This is a genomic window from Streptomyces sp. NBC_01092, assembly GCF_045039535.1.
Taxonomy (GTDB): Bacteria; Actinomycetota; Actinomycetes; order Streptomycetales; family Streptomycetaceae; genus Streptomyces.
In genome coordinates this window covers 1,844,468-1,861,472 of the sequence record NZ_CP108659.1, presented here as the reverse complement: position 1 = coordinate 1,861,472, position 17,005 = coordinate 1,844,468, and the positions used below count along the sequence as shown (strand labels likewise).

At 72.3% G+C, this 17,005-nt stretch carries 18 protein-coding genes; 11 read left to right on the top strand and 7 right to left on the bottom strand.

Features of this window, described 5'->3' with window-relative positions; translation table 11 throughout:
- The first annotated feature begins 86 nt into the window (after positions 1-86).
- Positions 87-932 carry a spermidine synthase gene (locus tag OG254_RS08140; RefSeq protein ID WP_405578919.1) on the top strand — a complete coding sequence of 282 codons (846 nt, stop codon included), beginning with the start codon at positions 87-89 and terminating at the stop codon, positions 930-932.
- Here OG254_RS08140 and OG254_RS08135 read toward each other — a convergent pair.
- Positions 894-2,195, bottom strand: coding sequence for an MFS transporter (locus tag OG254_RS08135; protein ID WP_405578917.1), 1,302 nt, complete (start codon positions 2,193-2,195; stop codon positions 894-896). The two genes, OG254_RS08140 and OG254_RS08135, sit on opposite strands and share 39 nt — an antisense overlap.
- A gap of 184 nt (positions 2,196-2,379) precedes the next feature.
- On the opposite strand from OG254_RS08135, the gene OG254_RS08130 reads away from it, so the two are divergent.
- Positions 2,380-2,832, top strand: a complete 453-nt coding sequence (locus OG254_RS08130) for a DUF4442 domain-containing protein (RefSeq protein WP_405578915.1) — start codon at positions 2,380-2,382, stop codon at positions 2,830-2,832.
- 64 nt (positions 2,833-2,896) lie between these two features.
- Here the strand turns inward: OG254_RS08130 and galU are convergent, their stop codons facing one another.
- On the bottom strand, positions 2,897-3,847 hold the full coding sequence (gene galU, locus OG254_RS08125; RefSeq protein WP_405578912.1) for a UTP--glucose-1-phosphate uridylyltransferase GalU: 951 nt from the start codon (positions 3,845-3,847) through the stop codon (positions 2,897-2,899).
- Between the two features lie 371 nt (positions 3,848-4,218).
- Between galU and OG254_RS08120 the strand changes: the two genes are divergently transcribed.
- From OG254_RS08120 to OG254_RS08110, 3 genes are all read left to right on the top strand, one after another.
- Positions 4,219-6,057 carry a ricin-type beta-trefoil lectin domain protein gene (locus OG254_RS08120; RefSeq protein ID WP_405578910.1) on the top strand — a complete coding sequence of 613 codons (1,839 nt, stop codon included), beginning with the start codon at positions 4,219-4,221 and terminating at the stop codon, positions 6,055-6,057.
- A gap of 162 nt (positions 6,058-6,219) precedes the next feature.
- Positions 6,220-7,764, top strand: coding sequence for a carboxylesterase/lipase family protein (locus OG254_RS08115; protein ID WP_405578908.1), 1,545 nt, complete (start codon positions 6,220-6,222; stop codon positions 7,762-7,764).
- Between the two features lie 71 nt (positions 7,765-7,835).
- Positions 7,836-8,480, top strand: coding sequence for a DedA family protein (locus OG254_RS08110; protein ID WP_405578906.1), 645 nt, complete (start codon positions 7,836-7,838; stop codon positions 8,478-8,480).
- A gap of 91 nt (positions 8,481-8,571) precedes the next feature.
- Here OG254_RS08110 and OG254_RS08105 read toward each other — a convergent pair whose 3' ends face one another.
- Entirely contained in the window at positions 8,572-9,102 is a 531-nt protein-coding gene (locus OG254_RS08105) for a gamma carbonic anhydrase family protein (RefSeq protein WP_405578903.1), read from the bottom strand.
- A 116-nt stretch (positions 9,103-9,218) separates the two neighbouring features.
- On the opposite strand from OG254_RS08105, the gene OG254_RS08100 reads away from it, so the two are divergent.
- Positions 9,219-10,010, top strand: a complete 792-nt coding sequence (locus tag OG254_RS08100; protein WP_405578900.1) for an acyltransferase — start codon at positions 9,219-9,221, stop codon at positions 10,008-10,010.
- A gap of 1 nt (position 10,011) precedes the next feature.
- Here OG254_RS08100 and OG254_RS08095 read toward each other — a convergent pair whose 3' ends face one another.
- Entirely contained in the window at positions 10,012-10,869 is an 858-nt protein-coding gene (locus tag OG254_RS08095) for an EamA family transporter (protein WP_405578897.1), read from the bottom strand.
- 107 nt (positions 10,870-10,976) lie between these two features.
- Here OG254_RS08095 and OG254_RS08090 point away from each other — a divergent pair, with 107 nt between their 5' ends.
- Complete coding sequence (locus OG254_RS08090; protein WP_351195678.1) at positions 10,977-11,549, top strand: XRE family transcriptional regulator; 573 nt, start codon at positions 10,977-10,979, stop codon at positions 11,547-11,549.
- A gap of 43 nt (positions 11,550-11,592) precedes the next feature.
- Entirely contained in the window at positions 11,593-12,153 is a 561-nt protein-coding gene (locus tag OG254_RS08085) for a YbaK/EbsC family protein (RefSeq protein WP_405578893.1), read from the top strand.
- A gap of 4 nt (positions 12,154-12,157) precedes the next feature.
- Here the strand turns inward: OG254_RS08085 and OG254_RS08080 are convergent, their stop codons facing one another.
- Positions 12,158-13,243, bottom strand: coding sequence for a cation diffusion facilitator family transporter (locus OG254_RS08080; RefSeq protein ID WP_405578890.1), 1,086 nt, complete (start codon positions 13,241-13,243; stop codon positions 12,158-12,160).
- A 61-nt stretch (positions 13,244-13,304) separates the two neighbouring features.
- On the opposite strand from OG254_RS08080, the gene OG254_RS08075 reads away from it, so the two are divergent.
- A complete protein-coding gene (locus OG254_RS08075; protein ID WP_187284572.1) occupies positions 13,305-13,664 on the top strand; it encodes a metalloregulator ArsR/SmtB family transcription factor in 360 nt (119 codons plus the stop codon).
- Between the two features lie 25 nt (positions 13,665-13,689).
- Here the strand turns inward: OG254_RS08075 and OG254_RS08070 are convergent, their stop codons facing one another.
- Both OG254_RS08070 and OG254_RS08065 read right to left on the bottom strand, forming a co-directional pair.
- Positions 13,690-14,913 carry a 4-hydroxybenzoate 3-monooxygenase gene (locus OG254_RS08070; protein ID WP_405578887.1) on the bottom strand — a complete coding sequence of 408 codons (1,224 nt, stop codon included), beginning with the start codon at positions 14,911-14,913 and terminating at the stop codon, positions 13,690-13,692.
- Between the two features lie 81 nt (positions 14,914-14,994).
- Complete coding sequence (locus OG254_RS08065) at positions 14,995-15,402, bottom strand: CoA-binding protein (protein WP_405578884.1); 408 nt, start codon at positions 15,400-15,402, stop codon at positions 14,995-14,997.
- A gap of 274 nt (positions 15,403-15,676) precedes the next feature.
- Between OG254_RS08065 and OG254_RS08060 the strand changes: the two genes are divergently transcribed.
- Positions 15,677-16,435, top strand: a complete 759-nt coding sequence (locus OG254_RS08060) for a hypothetical protein (RefSeq protein WP_405594895.1) — start codon at positions 15,677-15,679, stop codon at positions 16,433-16,435.
- Positions 16,432-16,974 (top strand): histidine phosphatase family protein, encoded by a 543-nt coding sequence (locus OG254_RS08055; RefSeq protein ID WP_351195671.1) that lies wholly within the window; start codon positions 16,432-16,434, stop codon positions 16,972-16,974. Before OG254_RS08060 ends, OG254_RS08055 begins: the two co-directional genes overlap by 4 nt.
- Positions 16,975-17,005 lie beyond the last annotated feature (31 nt).

Sequence of the window (17,005 nt, the reverse complement as noted above, 5' to 3'; positions counted from 1 at the left end):
GTGTGTGGGGGACTGCGGGGCCGTCGTGGCTGGTCGCGCAGTTCCCCGCGCCCCTTCGGGGCGCTTCCCCCGGGCACAATGAGAAGGTGAGCGATCCCATCCCCGTCACCCGTGCCGTCGACTACGGCTTCGCCAAGCTGATGCCGGACATCGACCGGAAGCGGGCCTGGCTGCTGACCGTCGACGGGGCGCCCCAGTCGTACGTCGATCTCGACGAGCCGGAGTATCTGGAGTTCGAGTACGCCCGACGGCTCGGGCACGTACTCGACACCGTCGCGGACGCCGGTCGGGCGCTGGACGTGCTGCATCTCGGGGGCGGGGCGCTCACGCTTCCCCGGTACGTGGCGGCGACCCGGCCCGGCTCGCGCCAGGACGTCGTCGAGGCCGACCGCGGGCTGATGGAGCTGGTCGTCGAGCATCTGCCGGTTCCGGACGGGGCCGGCATCCGGCTGCACGGCGGGGACGCGCGCGCCTGGCTGGAGACGGCCCCGGACGACTCGGCCGACGTGCTCGTCGCCGACGTCTTCGGCGGGTCACGGGTGCCGGCGCATCTGACGTCGGACGCGTACGTCCGCGAGGCGGAGCGGGTGCTGCGGGGCGGCGGCGTCTATCTGGCCAACCTGGCCGACGCCGCTCCCTTCGCCTTCCTGCGTTCGCAACTCGCCACCTGCGCCACGGTGTTCGAGGAGCTCGCGCTGATCGCGGAGCCGGGTGTGCTGCGCGGGCGGCGCTTCGGGAACGCGGTGCTGGTCGCCGCGCACCGGCCCGTCGACACGGCCGCGCTCGCCCGCCTCACCGCCTCCGACGCCTTCGCCGCCCGGGTCGAACACGGGCCCGCCCTGCGCGAGTTCATCGGCGGGGCGCGGCCGGTGCGGGACGAGGACGCGGTGCCCTCACCCGAGCCCCCCGACGGGGCTTTCAGCATCGGCTGAGCCGGCCCGGTCGCCCGCGCCCACCTGCTTGGTACGACGCCGCAGGTTCCGCACGTCCGGCACGCACAGCACCCCCGCCGTGACGACGACCACCAGCGCGGCGCAGCCCCACAGCGCCGACGTGCGCCCGAAGGCACTCTCGGCCGGGCCGGCCAGGGCCGTCGCCAGCGGGACCAGGGCGACCGAGCCGAACCAGTCGTACGCGGCGACCCGGGAGAGCTTGTCCTCCGGTATCTCCTGGTGGAGCGCGGTCATCCAGGAGACGCCGAACACCTCCAGCGTCACGCCGGTCAGGAACATGACCGCGCACAGCACGGTGATCGGCACCGGTACGGCGAGTGCGGCGGAGGGCAGGGCGAGGGGGAAGACGCACAAGGTGCCGGCGAGCAGGAGACGGCGCGGCTGCCAGCGGGTCATCAGCAGGGCCCCCGCGACGGTGCCCGCCCCGAAGAAGCCCAGGGCCAGGCCCCAGGGACCCGCCCCGCCCAGATGGTCCCGGGCGACCAGGGGGCCGTAGACCGCGTCGGCCGCGCCCACGACCGCGTTCGCGATGGAGAACTGGACGACGATGCCCCACAGCCACGGCCGCCCGGCGAACTCCCGCCAGCCCTCGCGCAGATCGGCCAGCATGCCGCCGCCCCGCACGCGCTGCGGGATGTGACTCACGTCGAGGAACGCCCGCATCGCCCCGGCGACCGCGAAGGCCGCCGCGTCCGCCGCCAGCACCCAGCCGGGCCCGATCGCGGCCACCATCGCACCACCCAGCGCCGCGCCGCCCACGGCCGCGCCCTGCATCGCCATGCGGAACACGGCGAACGCCCGGCCCGCCTGCTCTCCCTTGACGGACGACAGCAGCATGCCCTCGGCCGCCGGGCTGAAGAACGCCTGGCCGGTGCCGCCGAGGGCGGTGAGCAGCATCATCTGCCACAGCTCGGCCTTCCCGGAGAGGACCAGCACGGCGAAGGCGGCCTGCGAGAGGCAGTTGAGGGCGTTGGCGGCGACCATCACCCGGTGCCGGGGGAGGCGGTCCGCGACGGCGCCGCCGATCAGCAGGAACAGCACCAGGGGCAGGGTGCGGGAAGCGGCCACCAGGCCCACGTCGCCGCCGTCGCCGCCCGCCTCCAGCACCGCGAACGCCGCGGCGATCAGTGCTCCGTGGCTGCCGAGGTTCGTCACGAACGCGGCGGCCGTCAGAAGGCTGTAGTTGCGGCCCGCCCAGGTGGGGCGGCGGGAGCGGCGGCGGAGGTCGGCGGGGGAGGTCACCGGCCGACTATCGCCGCCCCCGCGTCGATTTGCCAAGCGGACAGCAGGTCACGGGCCCGGTGAGGCCCGCTCGTGCCGCCCCGGGCCGGTCCGCCCGGTGTGGTCGGGCTTCTCGGGGATACGACTCTCGTCACATCGTGCTCAGCCTGTTCCCAAATTCCTACTCATGGGTAACATGACCGTCATGAGCGCAGACCAGATGTCCATCGGCGAGATGCTCGCCGCCACCGTGCCCATGGCCCGGACCCTGAACCTCGAGTTCCTGGAGACCACGCCGGACAAGGCCGTGGTGGCTCTGCCGGACCAGAGCGACTACCACAACCACGTTGGCGGGCCGCACGCCGGCGCGATGTTCACGCTCGGGGAGTCCGCCAGTGGTGCGATCGTGCTGGCCGCTTTCGGCGACCAGCTCTCGCGTGCCGTGCCGCTCGCGGTCAGCGCCGAGATCGCCTACAAGAAGCTCGCCATGGGCGCCGTCACCGCCACCGCGACGCTGGGTCGCCCGGCCGCCGAGGTCGTCGCGGAGCTGGACGCGGGCGAGCGGCCCGAGTTCCCGGTGATGATCGAGATCCAGCGGGCGGACGGTGCCGTCACCGGCGAGATGACCGTCGTGTGGACCCTGCGGCCCAACGGCTGAGTCCGGTTCTACGGCAGCGAGCAGGGGCCCTGCCCAGGGTCCCCGCTCGCTGTCCATGGCTCCCTCAGGCCGCGATCCGCTGGTGCCCTGCGGCCCCGCTGTCCTCCAGGCCCGCCACGAACTCCTTCAGCCAGGCCGTGAACTGCGGCCCCAGGTCCGGCCGGTCGCACGCGAGCCGCACCACCGTGCGCAGGTAGTCCGCCTTGTCGCCGGTGTCGTAGCGCAGGCCGTCGAACACGACCCCGTGGACCGTGCCGTCCGTCGCCAACTCCTGAAGTGCGTCGGTGAGCTGGATCTCGCCGCCGCGGCCGGGCGGGGTGCGCTCCAGGACGCCGAAGACGGCCGGGTCGAGGACATAGCGCCCGATGACGGCGTAGTGGCTCGGCGCGTCCTCGCGTGACGGCTTCTCCACCAGGCCCGTGACGCGCACCACCCCCTCCTCGCCGGACGGTTCGACGGCCGCGCAGCCGTAGAGGTGGATCTGCTCCGGCGGGACCTCCATCAGGGCGATCACGCTGCCCTCGTGGCGGTCGCGCACCTCCAGCATCCGGCTCAGCAGGCTCTCGCGCGGGTCGATCAGGTCGTCGCCCAGCAGGACGGCGAACGGCTGGTCGCCGACGTGCTGACGGGCGCACAGCACCGCGTGGCCGAGGCCGAGGGGGTCGCCCTGGCGGATGTGGTGGATGTCGGCGAGCCGGGCCGGGTCGCGCACCGCGTCCAGTCGGACCGCGTCGCCCTTGGCCGCGAGCGCCTGCTCCAGCTCGAAGGCGTGGTCGAAGTGGTCCTCGATGGCGCGCTTGTGCCGGCCGGTGACCATCAGTACGTCGTCGAGACCGGCCGCCGCGGCCTCCTCGACGACGTACTGGATGGCCGGCTTGTCGACGACCGGCAGCATCTCCTTGGGAGTCGCCTTCGTCGCGGGCAGGAACCGCGTGCCGAGGCCCGCGGCCGGGACGACCGCCTTGCGGACCCTACGGGGCGAATCGGCAGCGGGTGTCGTGTGGGGGACGATCATGCGGGCCATGCTGCTGTACGGGGATGAGAGCGAGCCGAGACAAAACCTCGGAGCCTGCTGTGTCCGCTGTGCGGTATGCGGAGTTGAAGATTCCGTGGACCGATGTTCTTTGGGTGCACACAACTTGGCGTCGAGTTCGACGGCGACTTCGAATGCGGGTGCGGATACCGCCGGTAACTCTTTTGAATTTCTCGCTTTTTGAACATCGGTCACTCGAACTTCTTGTTTCCTGTGCGGCGCTTGTGCGAAAGTGAGCGGCCCGATAGCCGGTCCAGAGGTGACGCGGCCCAGGTATGCACCAATCAGGCGCCTGCTTTTCCGAAGGACGCGCATTCCCCATGCCGTCCTGCGGCTGGGAAGGAAATGGTTCAGTGCAATCCCCTTACCCCCCACGACCGCCGTACCCGCCACGGCCCGGGCTGAGCCCCGGTGAGTCCGACCGCGACCTGGTCGCGCGCCTGGACAAGGACGGCGCGGACCCCCACGCCGTCGCCCTGCTGATGGCGCGACACTGGCGTGCGACCTACGACTACGCGGCCATCTGCCTGGCCTCCACGGAGAGTTCGGCCTCCATGGTGGCCGCCGCTGCGTTCCATCGCGTGCTCCACCGACCGGCCATCGGCGCCCTGCGACCCCAACTCCTCGTCGCCGTAAGGGACATGGTGAAGGAGTGGGCGGCCGACGACGGAATTTCCGCCCTGCTGCCGGAACTCGGCAAACCGACCGGCGGGCGAGGGCTGCGTGCCGCACGGCCCGCGACGCCCGAAAGGCGGCAAATCGCCGAGCGCGCATTCCGGGCCCTGCCGGGCGCTTCGCAATGCCTCCTCTGGCACACCGAGGTCGAGGCGGAACCGATAACCATACCCGCTGGTCTGCTGGGGGTGGACACACCCACCGCGGCGGCCGCTCTGGAGGGAGCGCGCGAGCAATTCCGCAGGGGGTGCGTCCGCGCGCACGGCGAACTCGCGCCCACCCGTGAATGCCGTTTCTACAACCGTCTCCTCGACGTCCCCATTCGCCGCGGCGGGGCCCTGCTGCCCGATGTCCAGCAGCATCTGATGGAGTGCCGCTACTGTCGGCACGCCGCCGAACAGCTCAGCCATTTCGAGGGCGGCCTGGAAGTGCTGCTCGCCGAGACCGTGCTCGGCTGGGGCGCCCGCCGCTATCTCGACTCCCGGCCCGGGCGGGGCGGCTCCGGGCCGACGGTGTGCGACCGCCGCAGACGGGGCGGGCGCCACCGCCCGGAACGGCTCACGCCACCGCCCGTACGCGGCAAGGCCGTCGCCGTGGGCGTCGGTCTGACCTCCCTCGCCCTGCTCGTGACCGTGCTCACCGCGAAGGGCTGGTCCGACGAGAACGGCGTCCCGGGCGCGCAGGCCACCTGGGGCGCGCCCAGCGGCAGGACCGTCCACCCGAGCGCGGTCGCCGAACCCTCATCCGGCGGCACACCCTCGGCCGCCTCGGCCGAGGACCCCGTCGAGATCGCCCAGGGCAGGCTCCGCAACCTCGACGGCGGACTGTGCCTCGACCTGCGCGCCGGCCAGGTCCGCACCGGAGCCCGGGCCGAGCTCGCGGACTGCTCGTCCAGCGCGTCCCAGCAGTGGTCGTACCGGGACAACGGCGTGCTGCGCAGCGCCGTCGATCCCACCCTCTGCCTCGACTCCGACCCCGACGAGGGCACTGTCGTCCTGGCGCACTGCCTCGCTCACGCCGGGGAGGTGCGCTACGACCTCACGATCCACGGGGAACTGCTGCTGCGCCGGGCCGAGCGGCTGGCGGTAGCCCGGGGCAAGGGCACCGGCGTGGTCGTCGCCGAACGCGACGGCTCCGAGGCGCAGCGCTGGATGCTCGACGGCGGGCTGGCGGACGTCGGCGAGCAGAAGCAGGAGACACCGGAGAAGGAGCCGCGGCAGGACACCGAGGAGCGGCAGGACGAGAAGAAGGAGCAGGGCACCGCGCCCGTAGAGCCCGATCGCGGATCTCCGCACGGCGCGATTCCCGATCCGCCCGGCCCCGAGCCTTCGCAGGGCGAGCCGGAGGATCCCCCGCAGTCGCAGTACGAGACGCGCTACGTCCAGGACGACTCCGGCGGCGAACCCGCACCCGCTACCCCGGTCGACACCGTCGTGGCCCTCCCGGCCGACGTGTCGGCCATCGTCTCCACGGTCGCCGGCACCGCCACGTCGACGCTCGACTCGGCCCTCCGCTAGTCAGGGGTCACCCCGCCGGGGTGACCCCTTCTTCGGTTCCTGACGCCATTCGGCCGTTTTCTCGTTCACATCATTGACACGAGTCACTCGGGTTCATAGTTTTCCCGCCGCACCAGTGCTGTCCCATGCCCGTAAGACGGAGGTGGACCGGTGATTCGTCGTATGTCCGTTGCACTGATGGCCCTCGCGGCCGCGCTCGTCACGCCCGTGCCGGCGCAGGCCGCCGACCCTCCCGTCGTCCGCACCGACGCCGGTTGGTTACGCGGTGAAACCACCGCCGAGGGACGGCAGTTCCTCGGCATCCCCTACGCGCAGCCGCCGGTCGGAGAGCTCCGCTGGAAGGAGCCGCGTCCGGTGCGGCCCTGGCAGGGCGTCCGCAGCGCGGAGGACTTCGGCAACAAGTGTGTGCAGAGCGCGAGTTGGGACCCCGGCTACGAGCAGCCGAGCCACACCGAGGACTGTCTCGACCTCAATGTGTACGTCCCCCAGGGCGCCGCCCGTCGTGCCGTCATGGTCTGGTTCCACGGCGGCGGCCTCACCGCCGGCGCCGGTCAGGACGTCGTCCCCGACACCTTCGCGCGGCAGACCGGCACGGTCGTCGTGACCGTCAACTACCGCCTCGGCGCCATGGGCTTCCTCGCCACCGCCGGCCTCGACAGCGAGGCCCGTGACGGGGTCTCCGGCAACTTCGGCATGCTCGACCAGCAGGCCGCGCTGCGCTGGGTGCGCGCCAACATCGGACGCTTCGGCGGTGACCCGGGCCGGGTGACCATCGCGGGCGAGTCGGCGGGCGGCGGCTCGGTCTGCACCCAGCTGGCCTCGCCGACGGCCAAGGGGCTGCTGCGGGCCGGGATCATCCAGAGCGGGGCGTACGGCGACTGCGGTGCTCGTACGCACGAGACGGCCACGGCCCAGGGCGCCGCCTTCGCGCAGAAGCTCGGCTGCGCCGACCTGGCGTGCCTGCGCGCCAAGCCGGCCGCCGAGATCCTGGCCGCGCAGGGCATGTTCGACTGGGCGCCGGTCGCCGGTGGAGCCTTCCTGCCGAGGCAGCCGAAGGAGGCGTTCGCGCAAGGAGCCGCGGCCGGTGTGCCGGTCATGAACGGGGCCAACCAGGACGAGGGTCGGCTGTTCGCCTTCGCCCGGTTCGACCTGAACGGCACTCCGCTCACCGCCGACCAGTACCCGGCCGTCATGCGCGCGGACTACGGCGACGAGGCGCTCGCGCGCTACCCGCTCTCGGCCCACCCCTCGCCGACCCTCGCCTACGCCGCGGCCCAGGGCGACCAGCTCTTCGCCTGCCCTGCGCTCCGCCTCGACGGCACGCTCGCCGGGCGCGGCAAGGTCTACGCGTACGAGTTCGCCGACCGCACCTCCCCGCCCTTCGCCTCGCTGCGCGACCTCGGCACGGACTTCGACTTCGGCGCGACCCACGTCAACGAGGTGCAGTACCTGTTCAAGCACTTCGGTCTGCAGGCCCCGCTGAACGCCGAGCAGCGCGGGCTCGCGCGACAGATGGTCCAGTACTGGGGCTCCTTCGTGCGGGACGGGGTCCCGCGGGCCACGGGACAGCCCGCGATGCCATCCGAGCCGGGCAGCGTGCTGGCCCTGCGCACCCCGTCCGCCGGTGGGAATGAGGTGAGCGTCACCGTGCACCGTGACCACCAGTGCAACCTGTGGGACTCCGAAGGCGTCACACAGAACGGGTAGGCTGCCCCGGCGCACGCTCACGGTCGAGCGTGCGCCGGGAACAAGGGTCCAGTACACGAGAGGATGCGGCGTTGCACGTCCAGGAATGGCTCGAAACGGTGCCCCCGCTGGCGATCTATCTGCTGGTCGGCGTGGTCATCGGCCTGGAGAGCCTGGGTATCCCGCTGCCCGGCGAGATCATCCTGGTCTCCTCGGCGCTGCTCGCCTCACAGCACGGTGACATCAACCCTGTCGTGCTCGGCGCCTGCGCGACCGCGGGCGCGATCATCGGCGACTCCATCGGCTACGCCATCGGCCGCAAGGGCGGACGCCCACTGCTGGCCTGGCTGGGGGCGAAGTTCCCCAGACACTGCAGCGAAGCCCACATCGCGACCGCCGAGCGCTCCTTCCAGAAGTGGGGCATGTGGGCCGTCTTCTTCGGCCGCTTCGTCGCTCTCCTGCGGATCTTCGCCGGCCCGCTCGCGGGTGTCCTGCGGATGCCGTACTGGAAGTTCCTGACCGCCAACGTCCTCGGCGGCATCGTCTGGGCGGGCGGCACGACGGCGGTCATCTACTACGTCGGAGTGGTGGCCGAGTCCTGGCTGAAGCGCTTCTCGTGGCTGGGCCTGGTGGCGGCGGTCCTGGTCGGCCTGACGTCGATGCTCATCCTGAAGCGCAAGGCGAAGAAGGCCCAGACGGCACACCAGGAACCGCAGCCGGTGGCCACCGGGGACTGAAGCGCCCCCTAGGGGCGCGGGGCTGTATCGATATGCGGCTCCGCCGCGTGGGCGCGATCAACCACGACGAACCCGCAGACCGCGCGCGACCTTACGCCCCGTGCTCTTCCCGGTGAGCCTTCGCCAGCTCCGCATACATCGTCCCGTTGAGTGTCACACCCTGACGCTCTTCCTCAGTCAGCTGCCGCTTGACCTTCGCGGGCACTCCCGCGACGAGCGACCCGGGCGGCACCACCATCCCCTGCGGCACCAGAGCCTGCGCCGCGACCAAGGACCCGGCCCCGATCACCGCCCCGTTCAGCACAGTCGCCCCCATCCCGACAAGACAGTCGTCCTCGACGGTGGCTCCGTGCACGACGGCGTTGTGCCCGATGGACACCCGCTCGCCCACGGTCACCGGGAACCCGGGATCGGCGTGCAATGTGCAGTTGTCCTGCACATTGCTGCTCGCGCCGACGGAGATCTTCTCCACGTCGCCGCGCAGCACCGCGCCGTACCAGACACTCGCGCCCGCATCCAGCGTCACGTCCCCGATCACCGAGGCCGTCGGCGCCACGAACACCTCGCCGTCGATCTTCGGCTCCCTGCCGCCGATGCCCTTGATCAGCGCCGTGTGCGTCATCACCGTCTCCTGTCGTCCGCGGTACGGCAGAACGCTACCGCCACCCGTTGGGGCGAAGATCACAGCCCCTCCACCGCGTAAGGGCGCCGCATGCTCAGTACGGTAAGCGGGTGCTCATGCGCAAGAACACGTTCTCATCCTGGCGACGCCGACTGGCGCAGCGCGCCGTCCACGCGGGCTGGGCCTGGGCGCAGCGCACGGGTTCGGTGACGGCCGAGCACCCCGGCCGCTTCCGCTTCGGCTCGATCGGCGAGGCCACCCGCCTGGCCTTCCCGCTGGGCACGGTCTTCGGCGAACCCTGGATCCACCTCGGCTCCCACTGCATCGTCGGCGAGCAGGTGACCCTGACCGCCGGTCTGATGCCCGACCTCGACCTGGGCCCGGAGCCGATCCTGCGCATAGGGAACGGGGTCGTCCTGGGCCGCGGCAGCCATGTCATCGCCGACACGACGGTCACCATCGGAAGCGACTGCTACTTCGGGCCGTACGTCTACGTCACGTCCACCAACCACTCCTACGACGATCCCCACGAGCCCATCGGCAAGCAGTGGCCGCGCATGGAGCCGGTCGAGATCGGCCCCGGGTGCTGGATCGGCACCGGGGCCGTGATCCTGCCGGGCGCGCGGATCGGGAGGAACGTCGTGGTGGCGGCCGGCGCAGTGGTCCGCGGCAGCGTGCCCGACCACGCCGTGGTGGCGGGGGCCCCCGCCCGGGTCGTACGGCGCTGGACGCCCGACGAGGGCTGGCAGCCGCCGCTTCGCACCCCGGCGCCCGTGCCGATCCCCGACGGCGTCACCCCCGAGCAGCTCCAGGCGCTGGCCGAGCTGGACGAGGAGACGGCGGCCAAGCTGGCGGAGCTGGACGAGAAGGCGGCTGCCCGGCTCGCCGAAGTGGACGCGGAGTCCTGAGTCAGCCGGTCGCCAGCAGCAGCGTGCCCACCAGCGCGAGCCCGGCGCCCGCCGCCTGCACCGCGCGCAGCTGCTCCCGCAGGAAACCGCGGGCGGCCAGGGCGGTCACCACCGGGTAGAGCGAGGCGAGCACGGCGGCCACGGTCACCGGGCCGTGGTGGGCGGCGACCACATACGTGCCGTTCGCCGCGACGTCGGCGAGGCCCACGAAGGCCAGCGCCGGCAGCGACCGCCAGGGGAAACCGCCGTCGGGCAGGGCGGCGAGACCCCGCCGCGAGGAGGCGTACAGGGCGAGGCCGCCCGCCGTCACGTTCACCACGCGTTGGACGAAGAGCGCGAGGAACAGGCCGGTGACGGTGGTCGACGCCTCCGCGATCAGCGCGAACACCGTGCCGAAGCCGAAGGCCGCGACCAGGGTGAGCAGGATGGCCTGCCGCTGCACGGAGGCCCCCCGTAGCTGCGGCCCGCCCGCGAGCACGACACCGAGCACGGCGACCGCGATCCCCGCGACCTGCAGCAGCCCCGGCCGCTCGCCGAGGAAGAGGCCGAGGCCGACCGGGACGGCCACGCCCACGGTGCCGAGCGGGGAGACCACACCCATCGGGCCGAGCGCGAGTGCCTTGTAGAAGCAGAGCAGGGCGACCGGGCCCACCACACCGGCGGCGACCGCGAACCAGAGATGGTCGCCGGCCTCGCTCCAGGCGCCCGTGGCCACCACGATCACGCCGAGCACCGCCGTCGCGATCGCCTGCGAGACGACCACCACCGTCAGCGCCGGGGTGCGCCGGGTCAGCAGTCCGCCGCCGAAGTCGGCCAGCCCCCACAGCAGGCTGGTGGCCAGGGCGAAGAGTGCCGTCATGGTGGCCTCGCAGTACAGTTCGGTGCACGATCGGGTCCACCTCACCGTAGTGCAGTCGGGTAAACCCTGTCATTCAGAATATTGAACTCCGCAACGATGGACGGAATGTGTCGGACCTCGACCTGCTGACCCAGTCCCTGGCGCGCAACGTCAAACACTGGCGCTCGGTGCGCGGCTTCACGCTGGACGTGCTCGCCGCCCGGGCGGGTGTCAGCCGCGGCATGCTCATCCAGATCGAGCAGGCCCGCACCAACCCCAGCCTCGGCACCGTGATCAAGATCGGTGACGCGCTCGGGATCAGCATCACCACGCTGCTCGACTACGAGCAGGGACCCAAGGTGCGGATCGTCCCGGCCGACCAGGTCGTGCGGCTGTGGCACACCGACGCGGGCAGCCACAGCCGGCTCCTCGCCGGGACCGAGGCGCCCGGTCCGCTGGAGATGTGGCACTGGCGGGTGATGCCGGGCGAGAGCAGTGCCTCGGATCCGCACCCCGTCGGCACCGTCGAGATCGTCCACGTCACGGCGGGCGAACTGACCCTCACCGTCGACGGCACGGACTACCTCGTGCCGGCCGGCGCGAGCGCCACTTTCGAGGCCGACGCCCCGCACACCTACGGCAATCAGGGCGACGTCCCCACCGAGTGGATGCTGGCCGTCTCGGTCCCGCCCGCCCGCTGAGACGTCGCTCGGACGGCGTCGGCGGCCCTGTTAGCGTGCGCTCATGGACGCACCCATCGGAAACTTCGACAGCGCTACCGCGGCCCCCGACTGCCTCGACGAACTCATCGGCCCGGTCGCCGACGCCGTACGCAACTGGCACGGCAGCGTCCCCGCCGAGCAAATCGTCCACGTCGAGACCGACCCGCAGTGGGCCGACACCGCCGTCTTCGTCGAGCACTACGGACAAGAACTGCTCGAACAGTCCGCGAACTGTGTGGTCGTCGCCGGCAAGCGCGGCGGCGAGACGACACTGGCCGCCTGCGTCGTGCTGTCCACCACCCGGGTCGACGTGAACGGCGTCGTACGTCGCCAACTCGGCGCCCGCAAGGCGTCGTTCGCCTCGATGGACACGGCCACCGGCGAGACCGGCATGGAGTACGGCGGCATCACCCCGCTCGGACTGCCGGACGGCTGGCCGGTGCTGGTGGACTCGGCCGTCGTCGATCTGCCCTACGTCCTGGTCGGCAGCGGACGCAGGCGCGGCAAACTGCTGGTGCCGGGCAAGGCGTTCGCCGAGATTCCCGGTGCCGTCGTCCTGGAAGGGCTCGGCGTCGCGGTCTGACGCTTCAGACGGCCGTGTGGTGCGCCAGGGCCAGGTGCGGATCCGCCTCGCCCGGCACCGGTGCCGGGTCCGCGTGGACCAGGGCCGCGGTGAGCCGGGGTACGGCGTGCAGCAGGGCGTGTTCGGCCTCCACGGCGATGGCGTGTGCCTGCCGTACCGTCGCCTCGCCGTCCACGACCACCGCGACCTCGGCCCGCAGCCGGTGCCCGATCCAGCGCAACCGCAGCTCGCCCACCTCGCGCACGCCCTCGACCTCGCGCAGCGCCTGCTCGGCCCGGTCCACCAGGGCCGGGTCCACGGCGTCCATCACCCGCCGGAACACCTCGCGCGCCGCGTCCCGCAGCACCAGCAGGATGGCGGCCGTGATCGCCAACCCCACGATCGGGTCCGCGAGTTGCCACCCCAGCGCCGCACCCCCGGCGCTCAACAGGACGGCCAGTGAGGTGAATCCGTCCGTACGGGCGTGCAGACCGTCCGCGACCAGGGCCGCCGACCCGATGGCGCGGCCCACCCGCATCCGGTACCGGGCCACCCACTCGTTCCCCGCGAACCCGACGAGCGCCGCCACCGCCACCGCCGGGATCTGCTCCATCGGGCGCGGGTCGAGCAGGCGGTCGACGGCCGTCCATGCCGCGAAGGCCGCGGACGCGGCGATCGTCAGCACGATGGCGATGCCCGCGAGGTCCTCGGCCCGTCCATAGCCATAGGTGAAGCGGCGGGTCGCCGCGCGCCGGCCCAGCACGAAGGCGATCCCGAGCGGTACGGCGGTCAGCGCGTCCGCCGTGTTGTGCACCGTGTCGCCGAGCAGCGCCACCGAACCCGAGGCGACCACCACGAGCGCCTGGAGGAGCGCCGTCACACCGAGCACCGCCAGCGACACCCACAGGGCGCGCATGCCGCGGGCCGAGGACTCCAGGGCGGAGTCGAGCTTGTCGGCCGTCTCGTGGGAGTGCGGCTTGAGGAGATGAGTGAGGCGGTGGCGGAGTCCGGCGCCGGTGGGGGAGTGCGGGTGCGGATGCGGATCGTGGGCGTGGTGGGGGTGGCTGTGACGGTGCTCCCGACCATGTGCGTGCTCGTGCCGGTCGCTCACGGCGGACCCCTTCCGGTGCGCGGGTGTGGACGCGGACCGCCCACGACGCCATTATGTGCGTATGAGCGCACGCATGCACCTATCAACTGCGCACGATGCGCATCCGCGCACCCCGGGCGAGGAACAGTTCGCGCTCGCCGCCGAACTCCTGGCCCTGCTCGGCGACCGCACCCGGCTCACGCTGCTGCACGCACTGACGTCGGGCGAGGCCGACGTCACCACGCTCACGGAGGCCTGCGGCGCGGCCCGTCCGGCCGTCAGCCAGCATCTGGCCCGGCTACGGCTCGCCGGCCTGGTGAACACGCGCAAGGAGGGCCGCCGGGTGATCTACTCCCTCGGCGACGGCCATCTGCGCCGTCTCGTCGACGAGGCGCTGAACGTGGCGGACCACCGGCTCACCGACCGGCCCCTGCACGACTGACCCGGCCGCCCGCACCGGCGCTCGTTCAGCCGGCGGTGTGCCTGCCCAGGTACTGCTCCGCGAACGCCCTCGCCGCAGTCTCGGAGTCGAAGATGCGGCGGAGCCGGGCGAGGGTGGTGCCCGCGCGGTACGGGTCACCCGATGACGTGCCGTGGTAGACGTCGGAGAGCCAGTGGGAGAACTCCTGGGAGTCCCACACCCGGTTCAGACACGTCGCCGAGTAGGCGTCCAGACCGGCGCCGTCGCCCTTCGTGACGTGGGCGACGAGACCGTCGCCGAGCAGGAAGGCGTCGTGCAGGGCGAGGTTCATGCCCTTGGCGGCGATGGGGGCCGTCAGATGGGCGGCGTCGCCGGCCAGGAAGAGACGGCCGAACACCATCGGCTCGACGACGTAGTTGTGCATGTCGAGGACGCGCTTCTCGATCAGCCGCCCCTCCGTCAGCGGCGGCACGCCGTTCGCGCCCAGCCGCTGCTGCAGCTCCGTCCAGACGCGCTCGTGCGACCAGTTCTCCGGGCTGTCGCCGGGCGGGCACTCGAGGTAGTAGCGGGTCACCTCGGGGCTGCGCGCCATGTGCCCGGCGAACCCGTTCGGATGCATGCCGAACAGGACACAGTCGGAGGACGGCGGCGCCTGAGCGAGCAGCGCGAGCCAGCCGATGCCGTAGTCGCTGCGGGCGATCTGCGCCCGGCCGGCGGGCAGCGCCGTACGCGTGACGCCGCGCGCGCCGTCGCAGCCCGCGACGAAGTCGCAGTGCACCACCTCTCTCAGACCCGTCTCGGGGCAGGTGTAAGACACCGAGGGGTGGTCGGTGTCGAGGTCGTGCAGCTCCACGTCCTGGACGCCGAAGCGGATGTCCCCGCCCCGCACGTCCACGTACTCCCGCACCAGGTCCGTTACCAGGAACTGCTGCGGGTATACCCAGTGGTGAACCCCCGTCAGATCGAAGTACTCCAACCGGTAGCGCTCCCCGGCGAACCGGAACTCGCACTCGGTGTGCCGCTGCGCCCGCGCCAGCAGGTTCTCCGCGAGGCCCCGCCGCTGGAGGCCGCGGACCGCCCCCTCCTCTAGCACCCCGGCGCGCGGCCGCTGCTCGATGAACTCGCGCGTCTCGATCTCCAGGACCAGACAGTCGACGGACGCCGCCCGCAGGATGTTGCCGATGGTGAGGCCGGCCGGTCCGGCGCCCACGACCACGACCGGAAAGCGCCGCGCGGGGCTGGAGTTGTGGTGGGGGGAAGTGGAGGTCACCCGAGCATTATGCGGGCGGCCGGCCTGGGGAGGGGAGGGTTCCGGGGCCGGCCGGGCCGAGCCGACGCGGATGAGCCGCCGCTAGCCCAGGCGGGGTATCTCGATCGCCGGGCAGCGGTCCATGACCATCTCCAGGCCGGCCGCGCGGGTGCGGTCGTACGCCGCCTCGTCGATGACATCCAGCTGGAACCAGACCGCCTTGGCGCCCTTGGCGACCGCCTCGTCGGCGACCGGGCCCGCGAGATCGCTGTTCACGAAGACGTCGACCACGTCCACGTCGAACGGGATGTCCGCCAGACAGGCGTAGCCCTGCTCGCCGTGGACCGTCTCCGCCTTCGGATGGACCGGCACGATGCGCTTGCCGTAGCGCTGGAGTACTTCGGCGACCCGGTAGGCCGCCCGGCGCTGGTTCGACGACAGGCCCACGATGGCCCACGTGTCGCCCAGTTCGGTCAGGATCTTGCGAACCGCAGCCTCGTCGCCGTACACCACAGGCCCCCTCGTGCTTCGTAGAACCGCTGTCGATCTCCGTCACCAGGCACAACGGCCGACGGCCCGCGAGGATTCCCCGGCGCGGGCCGGCGCACCGACTTCCCCGGCCTTTCCGAATGCCCCGGACCGAACTCCTGTCCGCTCGGGCAGACGCGCAGTACCGTTCGGGCAGTCCGCACCGCAGGGGGTGGCGATGCCCGGGTACGACACGGACGACCAGCGAACTCCCGACCGAACCGACTCCCGCCACGCGGCCCGCAAAGCGGCCCGGATGGCTGCGGACGACCGCCAGTGCGCCTACGCTCACTCCGTGCTGCGCATCATCGACGCCCGAACCGGCGAACCCGTCGACGCCGCGCCCGCCCGCCGGGGCCTGACCCGCATCGAGGCGCACACGGAGGGCTTCGACATCACCGCCCTGCGGGTGCTGCTGGCCGCGGATCTCCTCTTCCGCGCCCTGGAGCTGGGCGGGACGCCGGTCTGGGCGCTGCTCGACGCGGAACGCGAGCAGGCCGAGCTCAGGGCCGGCGCCGCGGCGCTGGGCGTGCGGCCCTTCGAGGACGGCCGGGACCCCGCCTCGGGCCTGGGCGAGGCGCAGGTCATCCACGTCGTACGCGAGGGCGGCGCGCAGCCGGACGGCGTACGGCTCGCCGTGGCCCCGGCCCACTCGGATGCACCCCCCGAGGACGCCGACCCCGCCGCCCTGCGCCTCGTCCTGCTGTCCCGGCGCAGAAGCGTGCCCGTGCAGCTCGACGCGGCCGCTCTCAGCGACGCCCACGACACCCTCGTACGCTGGCGCCGCGCCGTCGCCGCCTGGGCCCGGCAGCCGTCGCGGCCCATCCCCGACGAGGTGCGGGCGGAGCTGCGCACCGCCTGGGAGGACGACCTCGACGTGCCCGGGGTGCTCGGGGTGCTGCGCTGGGTGGAGAGCGCGCCCGACCTGCCGGACGGCGCCCGCTTCGAGACCTACGCCTACGCCGACCGCCTCCTCGGCCTCGACCTCACCCACGACCTGGGAGCCCTGTCGTGACCGCACACTTCGGAGCGGGCCCCTTGCGCCGCCTGGTCGTCCTGCGGCATGCCAAGTCCGCCTGGCCGGACGGCGTCGCCGACCACGAGCGCCCGCTCGCCCCGCGCGGCCGGCGCGACGCCCCGGTGGCGGGCCGGATGATCGCCGACGCCGACTGCCTGCCGGACCTCGCCCTGTGCTCCACCGCTGTGCGCACCCGCCAGACCTGGGAACTGGCCTCCGCCCAGTGGGGCACACCGCCCCCGGTGCGCCATGATCCGCGGGTGTACGCGGCGGAGGTGCCCGAGCTGCTGGAAGTCGTGCACGAGGCGTCCCCCGAGGTCGCCACGCTGCTCCTGATCGGGCACAACCCCGGCCTGGAGGAGCTCGTCCTCGAACTCGCCGGGGACGGCCTCGACGACACACTGGACGACGTCCGGACCAAGTTCCCCACCTCGGCGATCGCCGTCCTCGCCTGGCACGGCACCACCTGGAGCGCCCTCGCGCCCGGCACCGCACTGCTGACGGGCGTGATGGTGGCACGCGGCAAGAAGAAGTGAGACGCCTGGCGAACCCCTCCCGCGCGGCCGG